This window comes from Aeromicrobium sp. JJY06 (assembly GCF_044069275.1).
GTDB lineage: Bacteria > Actinomycetota > Actinomycetes > Propionibacteriales > Nocardioidaceae > Aeromicrobium > Aeromicrobium tamlense.
The window spans coordinates 770,147-783,840 of sequence record NZ_JBIMRD010000001.1 but is presented as its reverse complement, the minus strand read 5'-3'; the positions used below and the strand labels follow the sequence as shown (position 1 = coordinate 783,840).

Sequence of the window (13,694 nt, the reverse complement as noted above, 5' to 3'; positions counted from 1 at the left end):
ATTCCCGTCATTCCGCGGCGCAGGAGCATCGTGACCATTCTTCGCAGCCCCGCTGGGATCCCCGACGCGACCGTCGCCCGGCTCCCGCTGTACCTGCGGGCTCTCGATGAGCTCGCGGAGCGAGGAACCGACGTCTGCTCCTCCGAGCACCTGGCCACCGCGGCCGGCGTGAACTCCGCGATCGTCCGCAAGGACCTGTCGCACCTGGGCTCCTACGGCACCCGCGGCGTCGGCTACGACGTGCGCTTCCTGGCCGGCCACATCGCCGCCGTCGTGGGCCAGACCCAGCCGTGGCCCGTCGTCATCGTCGGCGCCGGTCACCTGGGCTCGGCGCTGGCCGCCTACCAGGGCTTCGGCGCCCGCGGCGTCAAGGTCGCCGCCGTCGTCGACGCCGACCCCGAGCTCATCGGCACCACCGTCGGCGGGCACGAGGTGCTCTCGATCGACGACCTTCCGGGGATCGTCGAGCGCGACGCCGTCTCGCTCGGCATCATCGCCACCCCGCCTGCCGCGGCGCAGAGCGTCGCCGACGCCCTCGTCGAGGCCGGCATCAGCAGCATCCTGAACTTCGCGCCCACGGCCCTGCGGGTCCCGGCCGAGGTCGACCTGCGCCAGGTCGACGTCGCCGCCGAGCTGCAGATCCTGGGCTACCACGCACACCGCCGCCAGGCGGGTTCCACCGAGGAGGCGGTGATCTCATGAGCGAGCGTCAGCGAGTGACCATGGGGCACCTCATGCCGGCACGTCCGTACCTTCGCTTTTCTACGGAGGTGACGGCATGAGCGTGCTCGTCGTGGGCCTGTCCCACCGCTCCGCTCCCGTCGACCTGCTCGAGCAGGCGTCCCTGGACACCGATGCGGCGGTCAAGCTGTCGCACCAGGCGCTCGACGTCCCCGCCGTGACCGAGTCGGCCGTCATCTCGACCTGCAACCGGGTCGAGGTCTACGTGGAGGCCGACCGCTTCCACGGCTCGGTCGAGGAGGTCACGCAGCTGCTCGCCGACCAGTCGGGCCTGCGCCGCGAGGCCTTGCTGCCGTACGTCTACGTGCACTACGACCAGGCCGCCGTCGCGCACCTCTTCCGCGTCGCCGCCGGCCTCGACTCGATGATCCTGGGTGAGAGCCAGATCCTCGGCCAGGTCCGCAGCACGCTGCACCAGGCGCAGGCCGAGTCCACCGCCGGCACGAGCCTCAACGCCCTGTTCCAGCAGGCGCTGCGCATCGGCAAGCGCGGTCACGCCGAGACCGGCATCGACCGCCTCGCGCCGTCGCTGGTCACCGCCGCGCTCGACGCCGCGGGCGACGCCGTGATCGGCGACCAGAAGCGCTTCCTCGTCGCCGGCGCGGGCACGATGAGCCTGCTCGCCGTGCGCACCCTGATCGAGCGCGGCGTCGACCCGTCGCGCATCTGGGTCGCCAACCGCACGTTCCAGCGCGCCTTCGAGCTCGTCGCCACGCACGGCGTCAGCGCCGTCCGCTGGGAGTCGCTCGACGTCGAGCTGTCCGCCGCCGACGTGCTCGTCACGTGCACCGGCGCCACGGGCGTCGTCTTCGACACGCCGCGCATCGAGCGCGCCACGGCCGACGGCCGCGAGCTCACCGTGATCGACCTCGCGCTGCCGCGCGACGTCGCCCACGAGGTCCGCGACCTGCCGGGCGTCGAGGTCATCGACATCGAGGTGCTCGCCGCCCGCGCCACCGCCGACTCGGTCGCCGAGGACGTCGAGCAGGTCCGCCGCATCGTGCAGTCCGAGGTCGACGCGTTCCTCGCCTCGCGTCAGCAGGCCAAGGTGACCCCCACCGTGGTCGCGCTGCGCAGCATGGCCACCGAGGTCGTCAGCGCCGAGACCGCGCGCCTGCAGTCCCGCCTGTCCGGCCTGGACGAGGCCCAGCTCGACGAGGTCCGCCGCGCGATGCGCCGGGTCGCCGAGAAGCTGATCCACCAGCCCACCGTGCGCGTCAAGGAGCTCGTCGAGGGCCCCGAGAACCTCACGTACGCCGATGCGCTGGCCCACCTGTTCCAGCTCGACCCGTCGGCGGTCACCGCCGTCACCGACCCCGGAGGAGACGCATGACCCTCCGACTCGGAACCCGCGCCAGCGCCCTGGCCACCACCCAGTCCGGCTGGGTGGCCGACCGCATCCGCGAGGCCCACGGCGTCGACGTCGAGCTCGTGATGATCTCCACCGAGGGCGACCGCTCCAGCGCGCCGCTCACGCAGATCGGCGGCACCGGCGTGTTCGTCGCCGCGGTCCGCGAGGCCGTGCTCGACGGCACGGTCGACTTCGCCGTGCACTCGCTCAAGGACCTGCCCACCGGCGACGCCGAGGGCCTGGCCCTGGCCGCCGTGCCGCAGCGCGAGGACCCCCGCGACGTGCTGATCGCCCGCGACGGGCTCACCCTCGGCGAGCTGCCCCGCGGCTCCCGCGTCGGCACCGGCAGCCCGCGCCGGGTCAGCCAGCTCAACGCGCTCGGCCTCGGCATCGAGATCGCCGAGCTGCGCGGCAACGTCGACACCCGGATCGGCAAGGTCACCGGCGGCCAGCTCGACGCGATCGTGCTCGCCCGCGCCGGACTGCTGCGGCTGGGCCGTGCCGACGAGGCCACCGAGGTCCTCGACCCCCTGCAGATGCTGCCGGCTCCCGGACAGGGAGCCCTCGCCGTCGAGTGCCGCGCCGATGACGACGCGACCCTCGACCTGCTCTCCGTGATCGACGATCCCGACACCCGGGCCGCCGTCACGGCCGAGCGCACCCTCCTCGCCACCCTCGAGGCCGGGTGCAGCGCGCCCGTCGGAGCTCTCGCCGACGTCGTCTGGGGGGACGACGGAGACGAGCTCTGGCTGCGCGCCGTCGTCGGAGACCTCTCCGGCAACCCCGTCATCCGACGGTCCGCCTCCGGTACTCCCACGGAAGCCGCCGCCCTCGGGCGCCGGCTCGCCGAGGAGCTGCTGGCCGAGGGCGCCGATCAGCTCATGGGCTCGGTGACCGCCCCATGAGCACCACCACGCAGCACGAGACTCCGCCACCGAACAAAGCAAGGAAGAGCGTGTCCACCACCTCCGCGATGCCCACGTCCCCCGCCACCACCGCGACCAGCACCCAGCCTGTGGGCCGGGTCAGCTTCGTCGGTGCCGGCCCCGGCGACGCCAGCCTGCTGACCGTGCGAGCCACCGAGGTGCTCGCCCAGGCCGACGTCGTGATCGTCGAGTCCCCCGAGCAGGAGGCGCTCGTCACCAACGGTGCCGAGATCGTCGACGGCGGCACGAACGCCTCGGGCGAGACCCTCACGCACGCCGCCCGCGGCAAGCTCGTCGTCAAGCACGCCAAGACCGGCGCCCACGTCGTGCGCCTCATGGTCGGCGACCCGTTCACGTACGCCACGGGCCCCGAGGAGGCGACGGCCTGCGCCAAGGCCGGCATCTCCTTCGAGGTCGTCCCGGGCGTCTCGTCGGTCTCCGCGGTTCCGGCGTACGCCGGCGTGCCGCTGACCGACAAGCAGCACCGCGAGTTCAAGGTCGTCAGCGTCGGCGACGCCTCGGTCGACTGGACCGAGGCCGCCCGCCACGAGACGCTCGTGCTGCTCTCGGCCGTGAACCGCATCGCCGAGGTCGCCTCCGGCCTGGTCGAGGCGGGCCGCTCGCCCGAGACGCCCGTCGCCATGACGCGCCTGGGCACCACCACCCGCCAGGAGACCGTGGTCTCCACGCTCGCCGGCATCGCCGACGCCGCGAAGGCCGCGCAGATGACCCCGCCGGCGATCGTCGTCGTGGGCGAGGTCGTCGCCCAGCGCGACGCGCTGTCGTGGTTCGAGACCAAGCCGCTCTACGGCTGGCGCGTGCTGGTGCCCCGCACGAAGGAGCAGTCGCAGTCGCTCGCGGCGCGACTGCGGATGTACGGCGCGGTCTCCGAGGAGGTCCCCACCATCTCGGTCGAGCCGCCGCGCAACCCGCAGCAGATGGACAAGGCCGTCCGCGGCCTCGTCGAGGGTCGCTACGAGTGGGTCGCCTTCACCAGCGTCAACGCCGTCAAGGCCGTCCGCGAGAAGTTCGAGGAGTACGGACTCGACGCGCGCGCCTTCTCGGGCCTGAAGATCGCCGCCGTCGGCGAGAAGACCGCCGAGGCCATCGAGACCTGGGGCATCCGTCCCGACCTCGTGCCCTCGGGCGAGCAGTCCGGTCGTGGCCTGCTCGAGGACTGGCCGCCGTTCGACGAGCTGCTCGACCCGATCAACCGCGTCTTCCTGCCGCGCGCCGACATCGCCACCGAGACCCTCGCGGCCGGCCTGGTCGAGCTGGGCTGGGAGGTCGACGACGTCACCGCCTACCGCACCGTCCGGGCCTCACCGCCGCCGGCGCCCACCCGCGAGGCGATCAAGTCGGGCAAGTTCGACGCCGTGCTGTTCACCTCGAGCTCGACCGTGCGCAACCTCGTCGGCATCGCCGGCAAGCCGCACGCGACGACGATCATCGCCTGCATCGGCCCCGCGACGGCGAAGACCGCCGAGGAGCACGGCCTGCGCGTCGACGTGATGGCCGAGAAGCCGTCCGCCGAGGAGCTGGCCGACGCCCTCGCGCAGTTCGGCGAGGCGCGCCGCCTGCAGTTCGTGGAGGCCGGCGAGCCGGTCCTGCGTCCCTCGCAGAAGAAGCCGTCCTCGCGCCGCAAGGCCTGAGACTGTCGGTTTCCCCGGTTAAGTGGGTTTCCTGTCACTGAACGAGGTTTGCGAACCCCGTTCAGTGACAGTTTCCCCGCTTAACCGGGGAAACTGCGCCCCGCCGAAGGAGAGGCAAGCATGATCGAGCGCCCCCGCAGGCTGCGGTCCACCGCGGCCGTGCGCCGCCTGGTGCGTGAGACGCACCTGGTGCCGTCGCAGCTGGTCCTGCCGATGTTCGTGGCCGAGGGGATCGACGAGCCGCGGCCGATCGCCAGCATGCCGGGCGTCGTCCAGCACTCGCGCGAGTCCGCCCGCCGCGCCTACGCCGAGGCGGTCGAACTCGGTCTCGGCGGCGTCATGCTGTTCGGCGTGCCCGAGCACAAGGACGCCGTGGGGTCGGGCGCGCTCGATCCCGAGGGCATCCTCAACACCGCGATCGCCGACGCGCGCGCCGAGGTCGGCGACGACCTGCTGGTGATGAGCGACCTGTGCCTCGACGAGTTCACCGACCACGGCCACTGCGGCGTGCTCGACGCGCAGGGCCGGGTAGACAACGACGCCACCGTGGAGATCTACGGCCGGATGGGCGTGGCGCAGGCGCAGGCCGGCGCCCACGTCGTCGGCCCCAGCGGCATGATGGACGGCCAGGTCGAGGTCATCCGCCGTGAGCTCGACGCCGTCGGCCACCAGGACGTCGTCATCCTCGCCTACGCCGCGAAGTACGCCTCGGCGTTCTACGGCCCCTTCCGCGAGGCGGTCGACTCGTCGCTGCAGGGCGACCGCCGCACCTACCAGCAGGACCCGGGCAACCGCCGCGAGTCACTGCGCGAGACCCTCCTCGACCTCGAGCAGGGCGCCGACATCGTCATGGTCAAGCCGGCCATGTCGTACCTCGACATCGTCTCCGACGTGCGCCTGGCCGTGGACGTGCCGGTCGCGGCCTACCAGGTGTCGGGGGAGTACGCGATGATCGAGGCCGCCGCCGCCAACGGGTGGATCGACCGCGACCGCGCGATCGACGAGTCGCTGCTCAGCATCCGCCGCGCGGGCGCCGACATCGTCCTGACCTACTGGGCGGCCGAGGTCGCCCGCCGCCTGACGCGCTGACCGTGACGTCCTCGCGGACATCACCGCAGCGCTCCCGAGAGGAGCACGCATGAGCACCACCGCATCCGAGGAGCTGTTCGCCCGCGCCCAGCAGGTGTCGCCCGGCGGGGTGAACTCGCCGGTCCGCGCCTTCCGGGCCGTGGGCGGCACGCCGCGGTTCATGGCCTCGGGCACGGGAGCGTGGCTGACCGACGCCGACGGCAACCGCTACGTCGACCTCGTCGGCTCGTGGGGCCCGATGCTGCTGGGCCACGCGCACCCCGAGGTCATCGAGGCCGTCACCGCTGCGGCGGCCCGCGGCACCAGCTTCGGCACCCCGGCCGAGCCCGAGGTCCTGCTGGCCGAGGAGATCGTCGGCCGCACGCCGGTCGAGCGCGTCCGCATGGTCTCTTCGGGCACCGAGGCCACGATGTCGGCCATCCGCCTCGCGCGCGGCTTCACCGGCCGCGACCGCATCGTGAAGTTCAGCGGCTGCTACCACGGCCACGTGGATGCGCTGCTGGCCGAGGCCGGCTCGGGCGTCGTCACCCTCGGCATCCCGGGCACGCCCGGCGTCCCGGCCCACGTCACCGCCGACACGATCGTGCTGCCCTACAACGACCCGGCCGCCGTCGACGCCGCCTTCGCCGAGTACGGCGACCAGATCGCCTGCGTCATCACCGAGGCCGCCGCGGGCAACATGGGCGTCGTGCCGCCCCACCCGGGCTTCAACGAGCACCTGGCCCGCACGTGCGCCGAGCACGGCGCGCTGTTCATCACCGACGAGGTGATGACCGGCTTCCGCGCCGCGCGCAGCGGCTACTGGGAGATCGACGGGAAGGTCGAGGGCTGGAAGCCCGACCTCATGACCTTCGGCAAGGTCATGGGCGGTGGCTTCCCGGCCGCGGCGTTCGGCGGGCGCGCCGACGTCATGGACCTGCTCGCGCCGGTCGGCCCGGTCTACCAGGCGGGCACGCTGTCGGGGAACCCCGTGGCCACCACCGCCGGCCTCACCACGCTGCGCTTGGCCACCCCGGAGGTCTACGACCGGCTGAACGCGACGTCCACGCAGGTGCAGTCGCTCGTCTCCGACGCCCTCGCCGAGGCGGGCGTCCCGCACACCCTGCAGACCGCCGGCACGATGTTCAGCGTCTTCTGGGGCGTCGCCGAGCCGGTGGCCGACTTCGCCGGCGCGCAGTCCCAGGACACCGCCGCCTACACGGCGTTCTTCCACGCCATGCTCGACGCCGGCGTCTACCTGCCGCCCAGCGCGTACGAGGCCTGGTTCCTCTCCGCGGCACACGACCCCGACGTCGACGCCGAGCCCCTCTCTAGACTGGCCGAAGCCCTCCCCGGCGCCGCCCGCGCGGCCGCCGCCGCGGCCCGCTGACACGAAGGAACCAGATGAGCACCCGCACGATCGTCCACCTGATGCGCCACGGTGAGGTCCACAACCCCGAGGGCGTCCTCTACGGCCGTCTCGCCGGCTACAACCTCTCCGACCTCGGCCACGAGATGGCCGCCACGGTCGCCGAGTCGCTGAAGTCCCACGACATCACGCACCTGGTCGCCTCGCCGCTGGAGCGCGCGCAGCAGACCGCGAAGCCGGTCGCGGACATCCTCAAGCTCGACATCCACACCGACGAGCGGGTCATCGAGGCGGGCAACAAGTTCGAGGGCCGCACCGTGGGCGTCGGACCGAAGGCGTTCCTGAACCCGCGCTTCTGGCCGTGGCTGTGGAACCCGTTCCGTCCGTCCTGGGGCGAGGCGTACGCGCACATCGCCGGCCGCATGCTGCTGGCGATCGACGACGCCCGCGAGGCCGCCCGCGGTCACGAGGCGCTCATCGTGTCGCACCAGCTGCCGGTGTGGATCGCGCGCAAGTCCTACGAGAAGAGCCGCTTCGCGCACGACCCGCGCAACCGCCAGTGCACGCTCGCCAGCCTCACGACGCTGACCTTCGAGGACGACACCTTCAAGGGCCTCGTCTACAGCGAGCCGGCCGGCCACCTCATCCCCGACGCCCTGCGCGGAAAGTTCGTCGGCGGAGCATGACGAACAGGCGGACCGCGCGACTCCTCGTGGTCGCGCTCATGGCGCTCGTCCTCTCGGCGTGCGTCGGCGGGGTCAAGGACACCGGCGACGACGGCTTCATCTCGGGCAACGGCGAGATCACCTTCATCGACCCGGGCAAGCGCCAGCCCGCGCCCGAGCTGAAGGGCACCGACCTCGACGGCAACGAGATCAGCTCGGCCGACTTCGCCGGGCAGGTCCTCGTCGTCAACCTGTGGGGCTCGTGGTGCGCGCCCTGCCGTGCCGAGGCGCCCGCGCTGCAGAAGGCCTCCAGTGAGCTGGCCGACGAGAAGGTGCAGTTCCTCGGCCTGCTGACCAAGGACAACCCGGCGCCGGCCAAGGCGTTCAACGCCGAGTTCGGCATCGACTACCCGAGCATCGACGACTCCGCGGGTCGCAACCAGGCCGCGTTCGCCGACTCGCTGCCGTCGGTCGCGATCCCCACGACGTGGGTCATCGACAAGAACGGCAAGGTCGCCGCCCGCGTCATGGGCGAGCTCACCGACGCGACGCTGCGTGGTCTGGTGGAGCAGACCAAGAAGAGCACGTCGTGATCTCTGGCGACATCACCGAGTGGTTCCTGGACACGGCTGCCTCGGGCAACCTCGTCCTCACGGTGCCCGTCGCCCTGCTCGCCGGCCTCGTCTCCTTCTTCAGCCCGTGCGTGGTCCCGCTGCTGCCGGGCTACCTGTCCTACGTCTCCGGCGTCGCCGTCACCGAGCTCGAGACCGCGCGACGCGGCCGGGTCGTGGCGGGCTCCCTGCTCTTCGTGCTGGGCTTCAGCGCGGTGTTCGTGGCCGGGGGAGCGCTGTTCGGCGCCGCCGGCCAGCAGCTGCTGCCGTACCAGCGTGAGATCTCGATCGTCGCCGGCATCCTGCTCGTGGTGATGGGCCTGGCGTTCCTGGGCTGGGTCCCGCTGCTCCAGCGCGACGTCCGCAAGCACGGCGTCCGCCGCGTCGGCCTCGTCGCCGCGCCGCTGCTGGGCGTCGTGTTCGGTGTCGGCTGGACCCCCTGCATCGGCCCCACGCTCACCGCCGTGCTGGCCCTCTCGGCGAACGAGGCCACGGCCGGGCGAGGCGCGTTCCTCGCGCTCGTCTACTGCCTGGGCCTCGGCCTGCCGTTCGTCGTCGCGGCCCTGTTCCTGAGCCGGTTCCTGCGCGTCACCGGGTGGGTGCGCCGCCACCAGCGCCTCGTCTCGGCCATCGGCGCCGCCCTGCTCATCGCCACCGGTGTCCTGCTGATCACCGGCTGGTGGCAGGACATGGTCATCGCCCTGCAGCACTGGATCAGTGGATTCGAGGTCCTGATGTGACTCCCCGCGACAAGCGCAACGAGGTCGCCTCCGAGCTGCGCCCGCTCGAGTTCGGTCGCTGGGCCTGGCGCCAGCTGACGTCGATGCGCACGGCCCTGCTGCTCCTGCTGCTGCTGGCGATCGCGGCCGTCCCCGGCTCGTTCATCCCGCAGCGTGGCGTCGACGCCCGCGCGGTCCAGGCGTACTACCTCGACCACCCGAAGCTGGCGCCCGCGCTCGAGAAGCTGGGCATGTTCAGCGTGTTCTCCTCGGTGTGGTTCAGCGCCATCTACCTGCTGCTGATGGTGTCGCTGATCGGCTGCATCCTGCCGCGCTGCAAGGTCTACGCCCAAGGCCTGAGGGCACGCCCGCCGAAGGCGCCGCGCAACTTCGGGCGGCTGCCCGCGAACGACCGCTTCGAGACCGAGAAGTCGGTCGCCGAGGTGCTCGAGGCCGGTCGCCGCGCGCTGCCGCGCGCCCGCATCGACGTGGTGCAGGAGAGCGACGACGCCGGCGAGCTGCGCGCCGAGAAGGGCTACCTGCGCGAGCTGGGCAACCTGGTCTTCCACATCTGCATCGTCGTCGCGCTGCTGGGCGTGGCCGCAGCCGCGCTGTGGGGCTACCGAGGCAACGTGATCGTGGTCGAGGGCGGCGGCTTCAGCAACACGCTCTCGCAGTACGACGAGTTCTCCTCGGGTGCGATGTTCGACGCCCAGACCGACCTCGACCCGTGGTCGATCCAGCTCGAGGACGTCCTGACCCGCTTCTACGTCGAGGGCAACCAGCGCGGCGCGCCCAAGCTCTTCCGCGCCACCGGCACGTACAACGAGGCCGGCAGCGACGACGACGGCGAGTTCTCGATCGAGGTCAACCACCCGCTCGCCGTGGGCGGCGAGGACGTCTTCCTCGTCGGCCAGGGCTACGCGCCGGTCATCCGCGTCACCGACTCGACCGGTCGGGTCGCGTTCGACGGCCCCGTGCCGTTCCTGCCGGCCGACTCCACCTACACGTCCACCGGTGTCGTGAAGGTGCCCGACGCCGACGGCGAGCAGCTCGGCTTCCAGGGCTTCTTCCTGCCGACCGCGTTCTCGTCCGACCCCGACAAGCCCTCGGTCTCGGTGTTCCCCGGCGCGCTCAACCCGCGCATCGGCATGAACCTGTGGACCGGCGACCTCGGCCTCGACGAGGGCGTCTCGCAGTCGGTCTACTCCCTCGACACCACGAACATGACGCAGGTGAAGGAGGGCGACGGGAACTTCCGCGTCGACCTCGGCCCGGGCGAGAGCCAGGACCTCCCCGGCGGCGGGACGATCGAGTTCGTCGAGCTGAAGCAGTTCGCGCGCTTCCAGATCGGTCACACGCCCGTCCCGTGGCTGCCGCTGTTCGGCGTGGGCGTTGGCATCCTGGGCCTCACGGCCTCGCTGATCGTCCGCCCGCGGCGCACCTGGATCCGAGCCCGCCGGGACGGATCACGTACCGTGGTGGAGGTGGCAGCGCTCGATCGCGTTCCGCGCGACGACCTCCCCGCAGAACTCGACGACCTGTTGACCCGGCTGCACGCGGAGCTGGGCGACGAGCACGCGAAGGAACCGGCATGACTCTCGACCAGTGGGCCCAGCTGTCCAACTACCTCACCGGTTCGGCATTCGCCGTCCTGTGCATCGCGTTCTTCTGCCATGTGGCCGAGTGGGTCTCGGCCCGCCGCCAGGCCCCGGTCGCCGTCGCCGCCGGCGCGTCCGAGGGCGCCGTCGCCACGGCCGACGCCGACGACGAGCCCGAGACGCCCGACCGCCTCGTCGGCATCGCCGTCTCGCTCACCGTGCTGGGCACCCTGCTGCTGATCGGCGGCTCGGTCACCCGCGCCCTGGCGACGCAGCGCGCCCCGTTCGGCAACATGTACGAGTTCGGCGTCACCGGCACGGCCATCGCGCTGACCGTCTACCTGATCATGGTGTGGCGCTCGCGCATCCAGTGGATGGGCGGCGTCGTCCTGGGGGTCAGCCTGTTCATCCTGGGCATGTCGATCTCCAGCTACACGCCCGCCGGCCCGCTCGTGCCCGCGCTCAACACGTTCTGGAAGTACATCCACGTCAGCTCGATCATGGTCGCCGCGGCGATGTTCATGGTCGGCGCCGCAGCCAGCGTGCTCTACCTCGTGAAGGTCCGCGCCGAGGAGCGCGGCACCGTCGGACCCGTCCTGGCCCGCTTCCCGACGTCCGCGCGGATCGACCAGGTCGCCTTCCGGATGAACGCCATCGGCTTCCCGATGTGGACCTTCGGCGCGCTGATCTCCGGCCCGATCTGGGCCCACCTGGCCTGGGGCCGCTACTGGGGCTGGGACCCCAAGGAGGTCTGGGCGCTCATCACCTGGATCGTCTACGCGGGCTACCTGCACGCGCGCGTCACGGCCGGCTGGAAGGGCAAGCGCGCCGCCTACCTCGCGCTGATCGGCTTCGTCACGTTCATCATCAGCTACTACGTGGTGAACCTGTTCGTCTCGGGCCAGCACAGCTACGCCTGAGCCGTCCGTTAGCCTCGCGCCCATGGGCGCACGCATCGAGGTCGCCGGCCTCACCAAGGTCTACGGCGACCTGACCGCCGTCGACGACCTGACCTTCACCGTCGAGCCGGGGGAGTTCTTCGGTCTCCTCGGACCCAACGGCGCGGGCAAGACCACCGCGCTGGAGATGATCGAGGGGCTGCGTCACCCCGACGCGGGCTCGGTCTCGATCGACGGCCACGACCCGTGGAAGCGCGACCCCGTGCTGCAGCGCCGCCTCGGCGTCCAACTGCAGTCCTCGGCGTTCTTCGAGCGCCTCACCGCCCGTGAGCAGCTGGCCACGTTCGCCGCGCTCTACGACGTGCCCGCGGCCCGCGCCGACGCCCTGCTCGAGCAGGTCGGGCTCGAGGAGAAGGCCGACTCGCGCGTCGAGGACCTCTCGGGCGGCCAGGCGCAGCGACTCTCGATCGCGTGCGCGCTCGTGCACGATCCCGAGGTGGTCTTCCTCGACGAGCCCACCGCCGCCCTCGACCCGCAGGCGCGACGCAACCTGTGGGACTTCCTGCGCGGCCTCAACGACTCCGGACGCACCGTCGTGCTGACGACGCACTACATGGAGGAGGCCGAGGTGCTGTGCGACCGGGTCGCGATCGTCGACCGCGGCCGGCTGCTGGAGCTCGACTCGCCCGCGGCGCTCGTGCGCGGCCTCGACGCGCCCACCCGGATCAGCCTCGCGCCCGATGCGATCGACGAGGCCGGTGCCCGCGCCATCCCCGGCGTCGAGGAGGTGCAGGTGCACCCCGACCGCACGATCCTGTCCACCCGCCGCCCCGCCGAGGTGCTCGCCGAGCTGGCCCGCCTCGACGCCCTCAACGGACTCACCGCCTCGGGCGCCACGCTCGAGGACGTGTTCCTGAGCCTGACCGGACGGAAGTACCGCTCGTGACCGCACTGCTCTCGCTCTCGCGCGCGATGTTCAAGGGCTTCGTCCGCGACCGCATGACCCTGTTCTGGGCGGTGCTGTTCCCGCTCATGTTCCTCGTGCTCTTCGGCGGCATCCTCACCGACCAGGGCGCCCCGCGGCTCGAGGTCGTCGAGGTGGGCACGGTCGCCGCGCTCGACGACATGCCCGCCGACGCACGCAAGGCGCTCGACGAGAGCGTGGAGATCACGAAGTCCTCCGACGAGGCGAAGGCGCTGCAGGAGGTCCGCGACGGCGACATCGCCGCCGTGGTCACCGAGGAGGGCGACCGGATGGTCGTGCACTTCTCGCAAGCGGACCAAGTCGCCGCGGCCCGCGTGCGCGGCACGTTCCAGGGCGTCGTCGACTCGGCCAACCTCGCGGCGGCGGGCGGCAACCCTGCGTTCACGCTCGAGCCGCGTCAGGTGGAGGACGAGTCCCTCGAGACGATCCAGTACGTCACCCCCGGCCTGCTGGGCTGGGCCATCGCCATGAGCGCCACGTTCGGCGCCGCGGTGAACCTCGTCGCCTGGCGCCAGTCCGGGCTGCTGCGGCGGCTGCGGCTCGCGCCGATCCCGACCTCGTCGGTGGTGCTCGCGCGCGTGGGCGTCAGCGTCTCGGTCGCGCTCGGCCAGACCGCGATCTTCCTCGGCCTCGCCGTCGGGGCGTTCGGTCTCGTGCTCACCGGCTCGTGGCCGCTCGTGATCCCGCTCGTCCTGGCGGGCACACTCGCCTTCCTCTCGATCGGCATGCTGGCCGGCTCGATCAGCAAGACCGAGGAGGGCGCCGTCGGTCTGGCGAACTTCATCGTGCTGCCGATGGCGTTCCTGTCGGGCTCGTTCTTCTCGCTGGAGGGGGCGCCGGACTGGCTGCAGGCCATCAGTCGGCTGCTGCCGCTGCGGCACCTCAACGACGCCATGCTCGACGTGATGGTGCGCGGTCAGGGCGTCGAGGCGATCATCGCGCCGATGGCGATCCTGCTCGGCTTCACCGCCGTGTGCGCGCTCATCTCCGCGCGCGTCTTCCGCTGGGACGCCTGACCCCTCAGGAGGCGGTGAGCTGTCAACCCTTCCCGGGGTGGGGCGGTGCGTCAGCAACCGCATGGGAGTCCCCATCGGTTGAGGACTCACC

General features: G+C 71.8%; 13 protein-coding genes. All 13 read left to right on the top strand.

All coding sequences use genetic code 11. The annotated features are described in order from the left end of the window. Positions 1-30 precede the first annotated feature (30 nt). The 13 genes from ACGWYL_RS03960 to ACGWYL_RS03900 all read left to right on the top strand — a co-directional run bounded on the left by ACGWYL_RS03960 (position 31) and on the right by ACGWYL_RS03900 (position 13,603). A complete protein-coding gene (locus ACGWYL_RS03960) occupies positions 31-702 on the top strand; it encodes a redox-sensing transcriptional repressor Rex (RefSeq protein ID WP_269303835.1) in 672 nt (223 codons plus the stop codon). Positions 703-778: 76 nt separating this feature from the next. Beyond that, positions 779-2,074 carry a glutamyl-tRNA reductase gene (locus ACGWYL_RS03955; protein ID WP_179422594.1) on the top strand — a complete coding sequence of 432 codons (1,296 nt, stop codon included), beginning with the start codon at positions 779-781 and terminating at the stop codon, positions 2,072-2,074. Then, positions 2,071-2,997 (top strand): hydroxymethylbilane synthase, encoded by a 927-nt coding sequence (gene hemC / locus ACGWYL_RS03950; protein WP_179422596.1) that lies wholly within the window; start codon positions 2,071-2,073, stop codon positions 2,995-2,997. Before ACGWYL_RS03955 ends, hemC begins: the two co-directional genes overlap by 4 nt. Before the next feature lie 68 nt (positions 2,998-3,065). Continuing rightward, the gene (locus ACGWYL_RS03945) at positions 3,066-4,670 is read left to right on the top strand and encodes a uroporphyrinogen-III synthase (protein WP_179427907.1); all 1,605 of its coding nucleotides are present in this window, start codon (positions 3,066-3,068) and stop codon (positions 4,668-4,670) included. A 120-nt stretch (positions 4,671-4,790) separates the two neighbouring features. After that, entirely contained in the window at positions 4,791-5,759 is a 969-nt protein-coding gene (hemB, locus tag ACGWYL_RS03940) for a porphobilinogen synthase (RefSeq protein ID WP_395486489.1), read from the top strand. 49 nt (positions 5,760-5,808) lie between these two features. Continuing rightward, positions 5,809-7,128 (top strand): glutamate-1-semialdehyde 2,1-aminomutase, encoded by a 1,320-nt coding sequence (gene hemL, locus ACGWYL_RS03935; RefSeq protein WP_395486488.1) that lies wholly within the window; start codon positions 5,809-5,811, stop codon positions 7,126-7,128. A gap of 14 nt (positions 7,129-7,142) precedes the next feature. After that, positions 7,143-7,793, top strand: a complete 651-nt coding sequence (locus ACGWYL_RS03930) for a histidine phosphatase family protein (RefSeq protein WP_395486487.1) — start codon at positions 7,143-7,145, stop codon at positions 7,791-7,793. Next, complete coding sequence (locus ACGWYL_RS03925) at positions 7,790-8,365, top strand: TlpA family protein disulfide reductase (protein WP_395486486.1); 576 nt, start codon at positions 7,790-7,792, stop codon at positions 8,363-8,365. The genes ACGWYL_RS03930 and ACGWYL_RS03925 overlap by 4 nt, the downstream gene beginning before the upstream one ends. Beyond that, positions 8,362-9,123 (top strand): cytochrome c biogenesis CcdA family protein, encoded by a 762-nt coding sequence (locus ACGWYL_RS03920; protein WP_269303824.1) that lies wholly within the window; start codon positions 8,362-8,364, stop codon positions 9,121-9,123. The genes ACGWYL_RS03925 and ACGWYL_RS03920 overlap by 4 nt, the downstream gene beginning before the upstream one ends. Continuing rightward, a complete protein-coding gene (locus tag ACGWYL_RS03915; RefSeq protein WP_269303822.1) occupies positions 9,120-10,700 on the top strand; it encodes a cytochrome c biogenesis protein ResB in 1,581 nt (526 codons plus the stop codon). The genes ACGWYL_RS03920 and ACGWYL_RS03915 overlap by 4 nt, the downstream gene beginning before the upstream one ends. Then, the gene (ccsB, locus tag ACGWYL_RS03910; RefSeq protein ID WP_395486485.1) at positions 10,697-11,623 is read left to right on the top strand and encodes a c-type cytochrome biogenesis protein CcsB; all 927 of its coding nucleotides are present in this window, start codon (positions 10,697-10,699) and stop codon (positions 11,621-11,623) included. Before ACGWYL_RS03915 ends, ccsB begins: the two co-directional genes overlap by 4 nt. A 22-nt stretch (positions 11,624-11,645) precedes the next feature. Beyond that, positions 11,646-12,548, top strand: coding sequence for an ABC transporter ATP-binding protein (locus ACGWYL_RS03905; RefSeq protein ID WP_179422610.1), 903 nt, complete (start codon positions 11,646-11,648; stop codon positions 12,546-12,548). Further along, positions 12,545-13,603: an ABC transporter permease gene (locus tag ACGWYL_RS03900; protein ID WP_395486484.1), complete on the top strand. Its 1,059-nt coding sequence runs from the start codon at positions 12,545-12,547 to the stop codon at positions 13,601-13,603. The genes ACGWYL_RS03905 and ACGWYL_RS03900 overlap by 4 nt, the downstream gene beginning before the upstream one ends. Positions 13,604-13,694: the final 91 nt, after the last annotated feature.

Excerpts from the sequence above, each read along its gene's own strand:
- ACGWYL_RS03955 (WP_179422594.1), top strand. The coding sequence starts at position 779 with ATGAGCGTGCTCGTCGTGGGCCTGTCCCACCGCTCCGCTCCCGTCGAC.
- hemC (WP_179422596.1), top strand. The coding sequence starts at position 2,071 with ATGACCCTCCGACTCGGAACCCGCGCCAGCGCCCTGGCCACCACCCAG.
- ACGWYL_RS03945 (WP_179427907.1), top strand. The coding sequence starts at position 3,066 with ATGCCCACGTCCCCCGCCACCACCGCGACCAGCACCCAGCCTGTGGGC.
- hemB (WP_395486489.1), top strand. The coding sequence starts at position 4,791 with ATGATCGAGCGCCCCCGCAGGCTGCGGTCCACCGCGGCCGTGCGCCGC.
- hemL (WP_395486488.1), top strand. The coding sequence starts at position 5,809 with ATGAGCACCACCGCATCCGAGGAGCTGTTCGCCCGCGCCCAGCAGGTG.
- ACGWYL_RS03930 (WP_395486487.1), top strand. The coding sequence starts at position 7,143 with ATGAGCACCCGCACGATCGTCCACCTGATGCGCCACGGTGAGGTCCAC.
- ACGWYL_RS03925 (WP_395486486.1), top strand. The coding sequence starts at position 7,790 with ATGACGAACAGGCGGACCGCGCGACTCCTCGTGGTCGCGCTCATGGCG.
- ccsB (WP_395486485.1), top strand. The coding sequence starts at position 10,697 with ATGACTCTCGACCAGTGGGCCCAGCTGTCCAACTACCTCACCGGTTCG.
- ACGWYL_RS03905 (WP_179422610.1), top strand. The coding sequence starts at position 11,646 with ATGGGCGCACGCATCGAGGTCGCCGGCCTCACCAAGGTCTACGGCGAC.